The organism is Marinicella pacifica, from assembly GCF_014636635.1.
GTDB lineage: Bacteria > Pseudomonadota > Gammaproteobacteria > Xanthomonadales > Marinicellaceae > Marinicella > Marinicella pacifica.
The window spans coordinates 1-14,891 of the sequence record NZ_BMEO01000011.1 but is presented as its reverse complement, the minus strand read 5'-3'; the positions used below and the strand labels follow the sequence as shown (position 1 = coordinate 14,891).

General features: G+C 47.0%; 12 protein-coding genes. 10 read left to right on the top strand and 2 right to left on the bottom strand.

Features of this window, described 5'->3' with window-relative positions:
• Nucleotides 1-92 precede the first annotated feature (92 nt).
• The 3 genes from IEV16_RS10860 to lpdA are packed head-to-tail and all read left to right on the top strand — an operon-like array spanning nucleotide 93 to nucleotide 5,551.
• A complete protein-coding gene (locus tag IEV16_RS10860) occupies nucleotides 93-2,918 on the top strand; it encodes a 2-oxoglutarate dehydrogenase E1 component (RefSeq protein WP_188365736.1) in 2,826 nt (941 codons plus the stop codon).
• 7 nt (nucleotides 2,919-2,925) lie between these two features.
• Nucleotides 2,926-4,116 (top strand): 2-oxoglutarate dehydrogenase complex dihydrolipoyllysine-residue succinyltransferase, encoded by a 1,191-nt coding sequence (gene odhB / locus IEV16_RS10855; protein WP_188365735.1) that lies wholly within the window; start codon nucleotides 2,926-2,928, stop codon nucleotides 4,114-4,116.
• Between the two features lie 13 nt (nucleotides 4,117-4,129).
• Nucleotides 4,130-5,551 (top strand): dihydrolipoyl dehydrogenase, encoded by a 1,422-nt coding sequence (gene lpdA / locus IEV16_RS10850; protein ID WP_188365734.1) that lies wholly within the window; start codon nucleotides 4,130-4,132, stop codon nucleotides 5,549-5,551.
• A gap of 74 nt (nucleotides 5,552-5,625) precedes the next feature.
• On the opposite strand, the gene IEV16_RS10845 is transcribed toward lpdA, so the two are convergent.
• The gene (locus tag IEV16_RS10845; protein WP_188365733.1) at nucleotides 5,626-6,327 is read right to left on the bottom strand and encodes a CsgG/HfaB family protein; all 702 of its coding nucleotides are present in this window, start codon (nucleotides 6,325-6,327) and stop codon (nucleotides 5,626-5,628) included.
• A gap of 81 nt (nucleotides 6,328-6,408) precedes the next feature.
• On the opposite strand from IEV16_RS10845, the gene IEV16_RS10840 reads away from it, so the two are divergent.
• The 4 genes from IEV16_RS10840 to IEV16_RS10825 all read left to right on the top strand — a co-directional run bounded on the left by IEV16_RS10840 (nucleotide 6,409) and on the right by IEV16_RS10825 (nucleotide 9,622).
• Nucleotides 6,409-7,524, top strand: a complete 1,116-nt coding sequence (locus IEV16_RS10840) for a bifunctional chorismate mutase/prephenate dehydrogenase (RefSeq protein ID WP_188365732.1) — start codon at nucleotides 6,409-6,411, stop codon at nucleotides 7,522-7,524.
• A 401-nt stretch (nucleotides 7,525-7,925) separates the two neighbouring features.
• Nucleotides 7,926-8,687, top strand: a complete 762-nt coding sequence (locus IEV16_RS10835) for a Bax inhibitor-1/YccA family protein (protein WP_188365797.1) — start codon at nucleotides 7,926-7,928, stop codon at nucleotides 8,685-8,687.
• 3 nt (nucleotides 8,688-8,690) lie between these two features.
• Entirely contained in the window at nucleotides 8,691-9,179 is a 489-nt protein-coding gene (locus IEV16_RS10830) for a GNAT family N-acetyltransferase (RefSeq protein ID WP_188365731.1), read from the top strand.
• On the top strand, nucleotides 9,176-9,622 hold the full coding sequence (locus IEV16_RS10825; protein WP_188365730.1) for a hypothetical protein: 447 nt from the start codon (nucleotides 9,176-9,178) through the stop codon (nucleotides 9,620-9,622). The genes IEV16_RS10830 and IEV16_RS10825 overlap by 4 nt, the downstream gene beginning before the upstream one ends.
• Here IEV16_RS10825 and IEV16_RS10820 read toward each other — a convergent pair.
• Nucleotides 9,602-10,669, bottom strand: a complete 1,068-nt coding sequence (locus IEV16_RS10820; RefSeq protein ID WP_188365729.1) for a ribonuclease D — start codon at nucleotides 10,667-10,669, stop codon at nucleotides 9,602-9,604. The two genes, IEV16_RS10825 and IEV16_RS10820, sit on opposite strands and share 21 nt — an antisense overlap.
• On the opposite strand from IEV16_RS10820, the gene IEV16_RS10815 reads away from it, so the two are divergent.
• The 3 genes from IEV16_RS10815 to IEV16_RS10805 all read left to right on the top strand — a co-directional run bounded on the left by IEV16_RS10815 (nucleotide 10,668) and on the right by IEV16_RS10805 (nucleotide 14,769).
• Entirely contained in the window at nucleotides 10,668-12,284 is a 1,617-nt protein-coding gene (locus IEV16_RS10815; protein WP_188365728.1) for a bifunctional metallophosphatase/5'-nucleotidase, read from the top strand. The two genes, IEV16_RS10820 and IEV16_RS10815, sit on opposite strands and share 2 nt — an antisense overlap.
• A complete protein-coding gene (locus tag IEV16_RS10810; protein ID WP_188365727.1) occupies nucleotides 12,274-14,157 on the top strand; it encodes a formylglycine-generating enzyme family protein in 1,884 nt (627 codons plus the stop codon). Before IEV16_RS10815 ends, IEV16_RS10810 begins: the two co-directional genes overlap by 11 nt.
• 144 nt (nucleotides 14,158-14,301) lie before the next feature.
• A complete protein-coding gene (locus IEV16_RS10805) occupies nucleotides 14,302-14,769 on the top strand; it encodes a Dps family protein (protein ID WP_188365726.1) in 468 nt (155 codons plus the stop codon).
• The last annotated feature ends 122 nt before the right edge of the window (nucleotides 14,770-14,891 follow it).

Genomic DNA, 14,891 nt, shown 5'->3' with positions numbered 1-14,891 from the left:
GCGATTTAATCCACCTTATCGGTGCCGATAGGTTTTTACCCACGCTTAACTCAGGTATAATAACGGCTTTTATTTTTGACGTGAGCATTCCCTTGGCGAACTGGATTAAAGAAAAGCAACAAAGCGCCCCTTTTTTTGGCGCCAATTCAGCTTGGTTAGAGCAATACTACGATCTCTACTTACAGGATCCTCAAGCAGTCACCCCTGAACTGCAACAACTGTTTAAACAGTTTGACGGTGAGCAACCCGATGTTCGCCATCAACCGGTGATTGAACAATTTATAGCCGCCGGTCAATTACCGGCCGGCGGTGGGCTATCAGGTGATGCTGACCATGCGATGAAACAAGCAGCGGTGTTGCGTTTGATAAATTCTTATCGCCTGCGCGGTCACCAAAAAGCCGATTTGGATCCCATTAACTATTCCAAGCGACCGGACACACCTGACTTAACATTGTCTTTTCACGGCCTCAGTGAAACGGATCTCAACACCCGTTTTAACACCGGCTCGCTGGTCACCGATACGCCTGAAATGTCTTTAGCCGACATCGTAGATAGACTGGAACGGGTTTATTGCCGGCACATCGGTGTTGAATATATGCACATCACTGATATTGAAAAACGCGAATGGCTGCAACAAAGATTGGAAAAACCCGCCGGTGAGTTTGGGTTTTCCGACGATGCAAAGAAACAAATGCTGAAAAAACTCACCCAGGCCGAAGGCATGGAACGCTACCTGCACACCAAATACGTGGGCCAAAAACGCTTTTCATTAGAAGGCGGCGATGCTTTGATTCCACAAATGGATGCACTGATTGGCCATCTGGGTAAGCATCAAGTGAAAGAAATTGTGTTCGGCATGGCCCACCGCGGCCGCCTCAATATGCTGATCAATATACTGGGTAAATCTCCGGCTGATTTATTCGATGAATTCGAAGGCAGTGATGAGTCTCTGGACAATGTCAATTCCGGTGATGTTAAATACCACAAGGGCTATTCATCAGACGTACCCGGCGCACATGGTCCGGTGCACCTGGCCATGGCTTTCAACCCCTCACATCTGGAAATTATTAACCCGGTTGTGCTGGGATCGGTGCGGGCCCGGCAGGTACGACGTGATGATCAAAACAAAAACCAGGTGGTGCCGGTACTGATTCATGGTGATGCCTCATTTGAAGGTCAGGGTGTCATCATGGAATTGTTTAATATGGCACGGGTAGAAGGTTTTGATGTCGGCGGCACCATCCATGTGGTGGTTAATAATCAGATTGGCTTCACCACCACCCACGCTTTGGACAAAAAAGGCGGACTGTATTGCACCGAAGTGGCGAAAATGGTGCAGGCACCGATTTTCCATGTCAATGGGGATGATCCTGAAGCGGTGGTGTTTGCCACCCAGGTGGCCGCAGATTACCGCCAACGTTTTGATATCGATGTGGTGATAGATTTGGTGTGCTACCGCAAACACGGTCACAACGAAGCGGATGAACCCTCCGCCACGCAACCCAAGATGTACAAAATCATCAAAAAACACCCGACACCACGGGAAATTTACAGCCAAAAATTAATCGAAAACGGCGTGATTGATTCATCTTACGCTGAACAGTTAATGAACGACTACCGTGACAGCCTCGATGATAAACAGCATATCGTGGAATTTGCGGATGAAAACAACGATCAATTTGTGGTCGATTGGCCCCCCCATCTTGATGGTGATTTGCGCGAGAAAGTGGACACCACCATCAGTGAAGAACAGTTCAAAAAATACGCCGAAATCATCACCGATTTGCCGGATGATATTAAACCCCATCCCCGGGTGAAAAGTATTAATGATAACCGCATCAAAATGATGCGCGACGAAATACCAATGGACTGGGGTTTTGCTGAAACCCTGGCCTATGCCAGTATTCTGGATGACGGCTACCAGATTCGTCTCGATGGCCAGGACTCCCAACGCGGCACCTTCTTCCATCGCCATGCGGTGATACACACCACCGATTCGGCCAAAAACTACACACCACTGGAACGGCTGGAAACCGACAGCAATAAAATTGACATCATTAATTCTGTGCTATCAGAACTGGCGGTGTTGGGTTTTGAATACGGTTATGCCACCGCTGAACCCAATGCCCTGGTGATCTGGGAAGCCCAGTTTGGTGACTTTGCCAACGGGGCCCAGGTGGTGATTGATCAGTTTATATCCTCAGGTGAAGCCAAATGGGGTCGATTAAGTGGTCTTGTGATGTTCTTACCCCATGGTTTTGAGGGCCAGGGGCCTGAACATTCATCGGCCCGTTTAGAACGCTTTTTGCAGCTCTGTGCGGTCAACAATATGCAGGTGTGCATGCCCTCAACCCCGGCCCAGACCTTTCATATGATTCGCCGGCAAATGCTGCGCAAAGCCAGAAAACCCTTGATTGTGATGACCCCCAAAAGTCTGTTACGGCATAAAGAAGCCGTGTCCACCAAACAACAACTGACGCAAGGCGGATTTCAGCTGGTGATTCCGGATCGCAAAGTCACGAACAAAGCAGTTGAGCGCATTATACTGTGCTCAGGTAAGGTCTATTACGACCTGATGAAAAGGATCAATGAGAATGACATAAAAAACATTGCCGTGATTCGCATTGAACAACTGTATCCGTTCCCGCGGCCTGAACTGACCGCCGAGCTGGACAAATTCACCAACGCCAAAGAAGTGATCTGGTGTCAGGAAGAACCCATAAACCAAGGTGCCTGGTTTCAGATCAGACACCATTTACAACATTGTGTGGCAGATCGATTCCCACTGTATTATGCCGGCCGTAAAGGTTCGCCCTCGCCGGCTGTCGGATCGTATCAAGTCCATGTAAAAGAACAAAACCAATTAATCGAAGATGCCATTCATGGAAACCATGGATCGGCCATAGACGCGGAGTAATAATAAAATGAGCATTGATGTTAAAGTACCGGTTTTACCCGAATCAGTGAGTGACGCCACCGTTGCCACCTGGCATAAAAAACCCGGTGACACGGTTCGAAGAGATGAAAATCTGGTGGATTTAGAAACCGACAAAGTGGTGTTGGAAGTGCCTTCGCCGGTTGACGGTGTACTGGAATCTGTCGACGTTGAAGAAGGCGATGTGGTGCAGGCCAGTGACGTGATTGCCAGGGTCAAAGAAGGCGCGGTTCAAGATGAACCAAAAACCGAAGACACATCCACACAAAAGAAATCAACTGACGATTCATCAGACAAGTCCGGCGAACAAAAATCCGCCACACAACCACCCAAAACAACCGCTGATGACATTGACACCGGTTCAGCCGGTCCGGCCGCCCGCAAAATGATGAAAGATGAAAACATTGACGCGTCTCAAGTCGAAGGCAGCGGTCGCGGTGGACGCATCACCAAACCCGATGTCATGAATGTGGCCAACACCCCGCTGGAAGAGCGGGTACCAATGAGCCGATTGCGGGCCAAAATTGCCGATCGCATGGTAGAAGCCCAGTCAACCGCTGCCATGCTGACCTCTTTTAATGAGGTCGATTTACAGGCAGTGATGGATATCCGCAGTAAATACAAAGACGAATTCCAGAAAAAACATGGCATTAAACTTGGATTGATGTCCTTTTTTGTCAAAGCGGCCACCGAGGCGCTCAAACAGTTTCCGATAATCAATGCGTCCGTCGAAGACAATGACATTGTTTATCACCGACAACAAAACATCGGTATCGCGGTGGCCACCGAGCGCGGCCTGGTGGTGCCGGTGTTAAAAAACACCGATGCCATGGGTCTGGCGGATATAGACAAAGGCATCCGTGATTTTGCCGAAAAAGGCAACAGTGGCAAACTGACGATGGAAGACTTACAAGGTGGCACCTTCACCATCACCAACGGCGGCTCTTTTGGCTCTTTGATGTCAACGCCAATTTTGAATATGCCGCAAAGTGCCATTTTAGGCATGCACACCATCAAAGAACGACCGGTGGTGGTTGAGGGTGAAATTGTGGTTCGACCCATGATGTACCTGGCACTGACCTATGACCACCGCATTATTGACGGCAAAGATGCGGTGCTGTTTTTAGTCACTTTAAAAGATATGCTGGAAGATCCGGCCAGAATGCTGCTTAAACTGTAACGGAGATTAATTGATGAGTGAACAATATGATGTGGTGGTGATTGGCGGCGGTCCGGCCGGTTATGTGGCGGCCATTCGGGCTGCTCAGGGCGGCTTGAAAACCCTGTGCGTTGACCGCTTTAAAACCAAAGACGACGAGTACGCCCTTGGCGGTACTTGCCTCAATGTGGGTTGTATTCCTTCCAAAGCGTTGCTGGACTCTTCCAAGCATTATGAGCAAATGACGCAGCATTACGATGTCCACGGTATTTCGTTTAAAGACGCTGCCATTCATGTCGGCACCATGATTGGCCGTAAAGACAAAATTGTCAAACAACTGACCGGCGGTATCAAACAATTATTCAAAGCCAACAAAGTCAGCTACATTGCCGGTAGCGGAAAATTATTAAAAGACCGTCAGGTTGAAATCAGCAACGAAGAAGGTCAGCAAACCGTTTCCGGCAAGCACATTATCCTGGCCTCCGGATCGGTACCCGTGTCGATTCCCAATGTTGAGGTTGATAACAAATATATTTTAGATAATACCGGCGGCTTAAACATCGAAGAGGTGCCTAAAAAACTGGGTGTAATTGGTGCCGGCGTGATTGGCCTGGAAATGGGCAGTGTCTGGCGCCGGGTCGGTAGTGATGTCACCATATTTGAAGCCATGGACACCTTTTTAGGTGCCTGTGACCAGGGCATTGCCAAAGTCGCGGCCCGTGAGTTCAAAAAGCAGGGGCTTGATATTCACTTATCAACCTTTGTTAAATCTGCTGAAGTGAAAAATAACCAGGTGGAAGTGGTGTATGAAAAAGATGGTGAGAAACACACTGAAACTTTTGATAAATTACTGGTGGCTGTCGGTCGTAAAGCCGAAACAGAAGGCTTGCTAAGCGATGATTGTGGCGTTGAATTAACCGAACGCGGTCAAATTGATGTCAACGACAACTGCCAGACCAGTGTCGAGAATGTCTGGGCCGTAGGTGACGTGGTTCGCGGTCCGATGCTGGCACATAAAGGCTCTGAAGAAGGGTCTGCCGTGGTAGAACGCATCTTAGGTGAACATGGCCACATTGACTTTAACACCATTCCCTGGGTGATTTACACCGAACCGGAGCTGGCCTGGGTCGGTAAAACTGAAGAGCAGCTCAAAGAAGCCGGTATTCCATATAAAATCGGTACTTTTCCCTTTGCGGCCAATGGTCGTGCCTTGGCCATGAATGAGCCCACAGGCATGGTCAAGCTACTGGCTCATGAAGAAAGCGATGAGTTACTGGGTGCCCATATTTTTGGCGCCGGTGCTTCAGAATTGATTTCTGAATGTGTGGTGACCATGGAGTTTAGAGGTTGTGCCGAAGACCTGGCACGGATTGTTCATGCCCATCCGACTTTATCTGAAGCTGTATTTGAAGCGGCCATGAGCGTCGATAAACGAGCCGTTCATAAAGCCAATTAACAGCGGACCATCCCATTAAAAAAGGCCGGTCTTTTGCCGGCCTTTTTTTGGTTTGTTAAAACCTGTGAATCGTCTTAGTCGAGTGATAAAGATGATTTGGTTTTCTCACGACGACTACGTTCTTTTTCTCTGTATTCACGAACACAACCATCCTGATCATACATAACACAGGCTAAATAATCTGTGGCTTCAACCAGCGCTGCACGAATGGCTTTACCGGTTGGGGTTTTCTTGTGGCCGCCCAATGAGCCACCAAAACCACCACGATACAGACCAACGCTCATACCGCCGCCTTTGGAACGACCTTCAATGGTACGGACATATTCAACTTCACCGGTGGTCGCATTAATCACACGTAAATCTATGGCTAAATAAGCCTGTTGGCTTTTACCACCCAAAGAAATACCTTTGAAACTCAATCCGCCACCAGTTCCTTTGGTATTTTCTTCATAAGCCGCCACTTTACCGGTAATTAAATACTGAGCACCGGTCACCTTGCCCATTTTAGCTGCCGTGGCCGGATTAACACGACCTGAAGCACCCAAATCCTGTTCACCCAATACGCTGTCAAGGCGTTGTCGTTCAACCACCTTAAAGGCTCCGGTCGAAGTTAACTCATTGGCCAGCATACCGCCCAACTCATGCCCCACATCAGTTCGCCACCAGTGAGCTCGGGTATCATTGGTGAAATCGAGAACCGCCACCACCGGACGATCCTTGGCCACAACCAGTCCACTAAAAAATGTTATTACTAACAAAACTAACAGTTTACGCATATATTCATACTCCCATTAAAAATTATTGCTTAATCATCTTTATACTGTAACAATTTACGCTTAAATTTACTGACATTCAATATGAAAAATCAAAAATTATCGCAATTACGTCAGCAACTTGATGACATCGATGAGCAAATTATAGCACTGATTGCTGAACGACAGTTTAATGTTGAGCAGATTGGAAATGTGAAACTCGACACAAAATCACCCACCCGTGACTACGGTCGTGAAAAACAAGTTATTAATCACATCCGAGAAGTGGCTGAGCAGAAAAAACTCAATCCAAACATTGCACAAAAAATATTTGAGCTGATTATTGAAACCTCACTCAGCAAACAAGAGGTCCAGAAAGTTAAAAACTCCGGTTACGGTCACAACAAAAAAGCCCTGATTATCGGCGGTAACGGTAAGATGGGACAATGGTTTGCTCATTTTTTACAGGAGCAGAATTTCACCGTTGAAATTAATGACCTTGCACCATTGCCCGACCAGGATAATTTTATTGCTGATATCACGAGGATTGAACTGAACCACGATTTTATTATCCTCGCCACCCCCATACAAAAAAGTGTCGAGGTGTTGAATCAACTGCAACAACTTAAACCAAACGGGATTATCATGGACATCAGTTCCATCAAAACCCCCCTGCGCCGTCCCCTGCGTTCGCTGCACGACAGCGGCTGTCGGGTGGTCTCTATTCACCCCATGTTTGGCCCCGACAGTCAGCTGTTGTCGAATAAACATGTGATTTTCATTCACATGGGCGATGATGCGGCGTTACAAAGTGCCAAACAACTGTTTCAGCCCACCATGGTGGAACGCGTTGAAATGCAATTTGAAGACCATGACCGCTTAATCAGCTATGTGCTCGGTCTGTCGCATTTACTGAACATTATATTTATGACGGTGTTGGCCGAATCGGGAGAAGCCGCCGATCTGCTCGCCAATCTATCCAGTACCACTTTTGATGCCCAGTGGCGCATTGCTGCCAATGTGACCCACGAAAACCCCGATTTATACTATGAAATCCAGAAACTGAATCAGTACAGCCCCACCATCATCAATGCCCTGGACGACACCATTAACCGACTGAAAAGCATTTTACACAATAACCACCAACAGGCTTTTGTGCATTTGATGCATCAAGCCAGAGAATACCTGACCATCCGCGAACAGCCTTATTTAAAAAAATAAATTATTTTTGAGGGTTTTGTATCATTTCTTCGCTTCTATGGGTAACAGCAATGATTAATTGCTTAATAAGGACAGATGTTACCTGAATGAATGCATGCCGGCACAAACAAGATTAAACAGTCGGAATGATCAGGTTAATTGCTTCATGTTCAGTCATTTGGTGCCGGTCCTCGGGCACGATAGAATCAGTCCATTGGGGGATGAGACTGAGCCATCAACTTTCGGGGGAATGTTGATAATCCGCATTGTAAGATGCCTATCGCAAATGACTGAACATCTTTTTTTACCGGTTTTTGATTGCCGGCATCCGATTTAGCTTGTACCCTTTGAAAATGAACCTATATAATGATTGTCTCTTTTTTCAATCACACAAATTAGGTTAATCAATGAATTTAAAAAACATGAAAACCGCCAATCCGGCGATGAATCAATTTGAACAACATGCCGTCAGTTTAGGGCCTGTGGACGAAATGATTCGCGATGATTCACAGCGCATGACGGTTAACGGCACCATCAACAAAACCGGTATTTTACTGTTGATTATGGTGGCCGTGGGTGCCTGGACCTGGCAAACCATGCTCAATGATCCGGCTCTGGGTCGCACCTTGATGTTAACCGGTATGTTCGGTGGTCTGGTTGTTGGCTTGGTTGTCGCCTTTAAACCCAAGTTTGCTGTGGCTGGCTCGATGATTTATGCGGTTTTACAAGGCTTATTTGTCGGTGGTCTCTCAGCCGTTTTTGAAGCCCGCTACCCTGGACTCGTATCACAGGCCGTAGGTCTCACAGTCGCGGTGATGTTTGCCATGTTATTCAGTTACCGTACCGGTCTGATTAAAGTCACCGAAACCTTTAAAAAAGTGATTGTGTTTGCCACCATGGGCATTGCCGTCTTTTATCTCTTTAGCCTGGTGGCTCATTTTGGTTTTGGTGCCAATATCAGTTACTTTAATACCGAAAATGCGTCGATGCTGAGTATTGGCTTAAGCGTGTTTGTGGTCGGTATCGCGGCCTTAAACCTGGTGCTGGATTTTGATTTTATCGAACGCGGCAGTGAACAAAACCTACCCAAGCATTTCGAATGGTACGGCGCCTTTGGCCTGATGGTCACACTGGTGTGGCTGTATATTGAATTACTGCGCTTACTGGCTAAATTACGCGAGTGATGTATGGCGGTTAAGGTTATTCAAGCAGATTACCACAATCCACAACATGCACGGCATGTGATTGAGTTATTGGATTGTTATGCCACCGATCCGATGGGCGGTGGTATGGCCTTGAGTGACTTTACCGCTCAAAACTTAATTCCGGCTCTGGCGGACCGTCGGGATGCGTTCAGTATTCTGGCCTACGTGGATGGTCAGCCGGCCGGTTTGATTAACTGCTTTGAAGGTTTTTCCACCTTTGCCTGTCGACCGCTGATTAACATTCATGATGTGGTGGTGGCCGGAGAGTATCGTGGCATGGGTTTAAGCCGAAAAATGTTTGATCTGGTGGAAGATATTGCGCAACAAAGACAATGTTGCAAGCTGACCCTTGAAGTGGTCACCGGCAACACCACAGCGCAGGCCGCTTATGAGCGTTTTGGCTTTAAACCTTATCAACTGGATGATCACCATGGCCAGGCCATGTTCTGGGAAAAACCGTTGCCTGCATGAAATTTTTTGTCATCTTATGGGTAACCTTGTTTTGGGTAGTAGGCTGCCAAACGGAAACCACCGAAAACCCCAATAAATCCTCTGTACCAGGCGCCTGCACCAAGGACGCCAAAGTCTGCGAAGACGGCCAGACTGTGAGCCGTAACCCTGCCTTAAACTGTGCATTTGATCCCTGCCCAGAACCACTGACTGAAATCCAATGTGCGGATGATATGAAACAATGCCCTGATGGGTCTTTTGTGAAGCGACATCCTAACAATGAATGTTTATTCAAAGCCTGCCCTGAACAATCTAAACAAAAAGAGCCCGTAGTCTATTGTACCCAGGAAGCCTTACAATGTGATGATGGCAGTTACGTTGGTAGAGACCCTGAAAATAATTGTGCGTTTAAGCCCTGCCCCGATGGCTCTGAACCGGAACGCTCAAAACCCCGCCTCGATTAATGCTTGCCATGTCGGCAACACTTCCAACGTTTCACCTTGAAAAGCCAGCGTTTTTAAACCGGCGTTATTGACAATTAAGGCCGGATCGATGTCGGCTTTAGTCGCTTTGTCTTTAACTGCTTTTTTCATCGCCTGGAGCTGTTGACCCTGTCGGCTGTTAAGTTTAATTATCTGCGGCGGCTCGGTGTCCTGCCATGTATCCCGGCCATGTAAAGCCGCCAGTAAAGCACGGCCATTGTATTTAATAAATTTAGGATACAAACCAATGTCAAACAAATCCTCAAAACCTGTGACCTGTTGCACCACAGCAATCATTTCAGGTGGTTTTAAAATCCAGTTACGGGGCTTGTTACGTTGCTGTGCCAGCTGATCACGCCACAACAACAGCCGCCATAAGCGCGCCCTTTGTTGCTTGTCCAGTCGCTGGCTTTTCACCAGTTTTTGGTACATTTTTTCATTGTGTCCATCTGTATCAAGGTTGTCCAGTTGTTGCTGCATTAAAACCTCAAACAAAAGTATTAAGCCTCGCTGTGAAAGCTGTTCACTCAGCCGCTGTTTTAATTCACCCAGATAATAAATATCCTCAACCGCATATTCTTTTTGTGCCTCAGTCAGCGGACGTTGCAGCCAGTCAGAACGGCTCATGCCCTGTGTTAAACTAACATCAAATTCAGACTCCACCAGATTTTGGTACGAGGTGTGCAAAGAATAGCCCGCCAAAGCCGCCGCCACTTGGGTATCAAACACCGCTCTGGGCTTTTTGCCGGTCACCTGTCGCCACAACTCCAGATCTTCAGAACCTGAATGTAAAATCAGTTTATCAAATGCCGGTAAAAACAATTCAGCCAATTCTTTGATGGCAATGTCCACCAGATAAAAGGTATCATCTATATGCACTTGTAACAAAGCCGGGTGAAGATAAAAAGTTCTCGAACGCTCAAATTCGGTGTCCATCGGGTAATATTCTTGAGAATCCACCGCAGTGAGCAATTTTTGGGCGACATTTATGTCATCAACGAATGCATAATTTGATAAAATTTTAGTCATGAAAAAAATCAGAATTTATTTTATTATTGGACTCCTCATTGTATTGGCCGGTTGCCAACATGCAACCAAAAAAATCAGCCAAGACAATCAACTGACCCTCATTGCGATTAACGATGTTTATCGCATTGCCGGCATTAATCAGGGAAAAACCGGCGGTTTAGCCCGGGTTCGTGCCTTGAGAAAACAATCAGAAACTGAATCAGACCATGTTCTGCTACTGCATGCCGGTGATTTTTTACACCCGTCCTTTAACAGCAAACAGGACAATGGCGTGGCCATGATTCAGGCCATGAATTTCCTGGACGGGACGGCAGATGAATTTGATGCGGACATGCTGGTAACTTTTGGTAATCACGAATTTGACAAAGGCGACCTTAAACATGTGCCGCTGATGAATGATTTACTCAACCGGTCTGAATTCACCTGGTTGGACAGCAATATAAAATGGACAGCAGACGGTATCCAGTCAAATCATCTTAAACCTTATATTCTGAAACAATACGGTCCCTATCAGGTGGGTGTATTTAGTGTGACCACGGATATGGCGCATCCTGAGTACATCGACACCTTTGACAGCTACCGGCAAACCGCTGCCCGGTATGTGCCGATGTTGCGCCGTGCCGGGGCTGATTTTGTGATTGCCCTGACCCACCAAACCATGCCCGATGATCTGGCCATGCTGGCCTTACCTGAAGCATATCGTCCCGATATTATCTTCGGTGGTCACGAGCATTTCGCCCAGGCTGAAACGGTGAATAACCGCTGGGTTTTAAAAGCTGATGCCGATGCCGCTTCTGCGGTGGTGGTGCAAGTTGATTTGTCTCAACCCAAAGCGGCGTTACTGCCACAAGTTGTGCCATTGGCTGATAACATCGAACCGGATACGGACACGCTGGCTTTGGTGAAAAGTCTGAATGAGAACATTGAACAGCAGTATTGCGCCAAACACCAAGCCGAATCACGTTGTTTACAGCAAGTACTCGGCATCACCCAAACAGAACTGGTGGCTGAAGAAACCACCATTCGCCGTTTTGAGACCAATCTCGGTGACTTACTGGCCGATTTAAGTCTGCATGCTTTCAGCGCCTGTGGTGCCGAAGTGGCTTTATTGAATTCCGGCAGTATTCGCTTAAACCAAAACATCCCGGCAGGCAGTGATATCACAGCCAAACATCTGCATGAAATGTTCCCCTATCCGAGTAACTTACAACTGATTGAGATTCCGAAGATGCTGTTGGTGGATATTCTTAAACACAGCGTGTCTAACTGGACCGCCAACGGTCACTGGTTGCAAGTGGCGGGCTTATCTTTTATCCATAACCCGACCCAAGAATCGGTTCATCACATTCACCTGCATAACGACCTGACGCCTTTGCCTGATGACAGCAAAGGCAACGTGCGGGTGGTGATGCCCCATTATTTATTGTCGGCTCATACCAATCAGGACGGCTACACAATGGTTAATGAAGACATGATCCAAAGCTGCAGCGCCAATGGCAGCGAATTAAAAGATTTGTTCACAGCTTATTTAAAGCAGCACCCGAAAGGCATTGCCCCCATACGTGACCTGCGTATCTGCAACACTGAGCGAGACCGTTGTCTGGATGAGCATTAAAGAAATTATCATGGCGCTCATCTGGCTGGCTTTGGTCAGCCTGTTGTATGTGTTAAAAACCGGCCCCAACTATTTCCAATCAAATGAGCCAAAGACCGTTACAATCGGACAAAATGTCAATCTGCAAACCCAATCACCGGCAACAGACGACATACAGGAACCGGCATTACCTGAAACCATCCGCACCCGGGTTGAAATTCCCAACTGGCTCCCCGAAGAGATGAATTTTACCGAAGAAAACCTGACTGCCGATGATTTATTAACTTTGGCGCAACTGGCCATCGACAATGACCATGCGTTCTTTCCGGAAAAACAAAATGCCCTGTTTTACCTGATGGCGGCCAAAAATGCCAACCATGACGTGCCCCAACTAAATGAACTTTTGGACGATTTACACGCCCGACTTTACGAAGCGGCTGCTCAGGCGATGCTTGATTATGACGAAGAAAAGCTCACCGCACTGACCGCCCGGCTTAAATCGCTGGCCCCTGATGACCCCAAAATTGCTGAATACACAGACCAAATCAGCACCCTGTTTACTTTAAAGAAACTCACTCAAGAGACGCATGAATTATTGCGCAACAACGATTTGTATGCCTTTAATCACGAAGATGCCATCCATAAATTTCAGCAAGCCCGGCAGTTAGATGACGAGTACCCGCCGCTCACTGAACTGGAAAATCAATTACTGGCAACCATCAGTCAGCAGGCCATCCGTGCTGCCGAAGAAGGTGATTTTGACGTGGCCCGGGCACAGCTGAGAATCCTGGGCGGACTCAACGACAACCACCCGCTATATGCCGCCACCGTTCAACAGGTGAACCAACAAAAACAACAACGTTTTAACTACCTTGATCGCCAGTTTTATCTCGCCATCCAGTCTTTACAGCTTAATCGTGCCGAAGAACTGCTGAATAAATTAGAACAGCTGAATCTGCAGGCCGATGTCATCAAACCCTATCAGCAACAATTTATACAAGCCCAAACTTACGGTTCTTATGCCGTTTTTGATGTACTTCGAGACCCCCTCACACAAGGCGGTGATGGCCCGCAAATGGTTGTGTTGCCGGTGGGCACTTTTTTTATGGGCCGCGCAGACGGGCCAAAGTACCAACAACCGGCGCACTGGGTTAATTTTAAAAAGGCTTTTGCCGTCGGTCAGCATGAAATCACGGTTGATGAGTTTGCTGAATTTATTCGCATCAGCGGTTACAAAACCACCGCCGAACAACTTAACAGAAGCGTGGTCTATAACCCGCGAACAGGACGTTTTAAAAACAAACATGGTATTAATTGGCGCCATGACTATCTGGGCAAAAGAGCGGATGGCAATCTCCCTGTTATTCATGTTTCCTGGCAGGATGCCCAAGCCTATGCCGATTGGCTGGCGGAACAAACCGGAGAAGCCTATCGGCTGTTGTCAGAAAGTGAGTTTGAGTATGTGCTTAAAGCCGGTTCACAAGAACCCTTTCCCTGGGGTGTTAATCCACCACCTGATAACTATGGCAACTTAAGCGGTGCCAATGACCGTCTGCGCGGCAGCCGCGTGCGGTGGCGTGAGGGTGTGAATCAGTACCAAGACGGTTACTGGGGCCCCGCACCGGTCAAACAATTCAGTTCCAATGTCTTTGGGCTTTATGATTTAAGCGGCAATGTCATGGAATGGGTGACCGATTGCTGGCATGACAGTTATTTCAGGGCACCCGATGACGGTCTGGCTTGGGTCAATAAAGGTTGCGAAAAACGTGTTATACGTGGTGGGCACTGGGGCAGCGCACTTGAGGAGTACCACAGCAGCCACCGTAAACAAGGCCCCGACAGCTTCACCGATCCCCGCCTTGGGTTTCGCGTGGCTAAAACATTAAACCCATAATACATTTATCCAATAGAATGTTAAATATTCATTAATCGTTTTATATTATCGATTTTGCCGAACACAATGTTCAAAATTATCAATTTTACAAAGCCGCAACCAAGACTTATAATTAATATTCATCAACAATAATGAATAAATATTATGTCTATCAATACTGGATTAAAACAAGAAAACAGAAGTGAAATTGTCGAAGGCCTGAGTAAATTACTGGCTGACAGCTACACACTTTATTTAAAAACCCACAACTATCATTGGAATGTCACCGGCCCAATGTTCACCACTTTACACGAACTGTTTGAAGAACATTATCTGGAATTGGCTGAAGCAGTGGACGTCATTGCCGAGCGCATCCGCGCATTGGGTGAATTTGCCCCCGGTTCTTATCAGGCTTTTTCAAAACTCACTGAAATCAAAGAAGAAACTGAAGTCCCGGAAGCCAAACAGATGATTAAGAACTTACTCGACTCACATGAAACCATCATTCGCCATGCGCGAAAAGTGATTACTTCTGACGCCATCGAAGGCGATGAAGTGAGTGCTGATTTACTGACCCAGCGTATGGAGTTTCACGAAAAGACTGCCTGGATGCTGCGTTCTTTACTCGACTAAAACAGAATTAATAGAACCAAAAAAGGAACCCCTGGAGGTTCCTCAGGCTAATGACAAACCCCTGTTTTTTTCAGGGGTTTGTTGTATTTAGGGCTTTTAATTAATTATTGATGATTCATCAA

Excerpts from the sequence above, each read along its gene's own strand:
- odhB (WP_188365735.1), top strand. The coding sequence starts at position 2,926 with ATGAGCATTGATGTTAAAGTACCGGTTTTACCCGAATCAGTGAGTGAC.
- lpdA (WP_188365734.1), top strand. The coding sequence starts at position 4,130 with ATGAGTGAACAATATGATGTGGTGGTGATTGGCGGCGGTCCGGCCGGT.
- IEV16_RS10810 (WP_188365727.1), top strand. The coding sequence starts at position 12,274 with ATGAGCATTAAAGAAATTATCATGGCGCTCATCTGGCTGGCTTTGGTC.
- IEV16_RS10805 (WP_188365726.1), top strand. The coding sequence starts at position 14,302 with ATGTCTATCAATACTGGATTAAAACAAGAAAACAGAAGTGAAATTGTC.
- IEV16_RS10830 (WP_188365731.1), top strand. The coding sequence starts at position 8,691 with ATGGCGGTTAAGGTTATTCAAGCAGATTACCACAATCCACAACATGCA.
- IEV16_RS10825 (WP_188365730.1), top strand. The coding sequence starts at position 9,176 with ATGAAATTTTTTGTCATCTTATGGGTAACCTTGTTTTGGGTAGTAGGC.
- IEV16_RS10835 (WP_188365797.1), top strand. The coding sequence starts at position 7,926 with ATGAAAACCGCCAATCCGGCGATGAATCAATTTGAACAACATGCCGTC.
- IEV16_RS10845 (WP_188365733.1), bottom strand. The coding sequence starts at position 6,327 with ATGCGTAAACTGTTAGTTTTGTTAGTAATAACATTTTTTAGTGGACTG.
- IEV16_RS10840 (WP_188365732.1), top strand. The coding sequence starts at position 6,409 with ATGAAAAATCAAAAATTATCGCAATTACGTCAGCAACTTGATGACATC.
- IEV16_RS10815 (WP_188365728.1), top strand. The coding sequence starts at position 10,668 with ATGAAAAAAATCAGAATTTATTTTATTATTGGACTCCTCATTGTATTG.
- IEV16_RS10820 (WP_188365729.1), bottom strand. The coding sequence starts at position 10,669 with ATGACTAAAATTTTATCAAATTATGCATTCGTTGATGACATAAATGTC.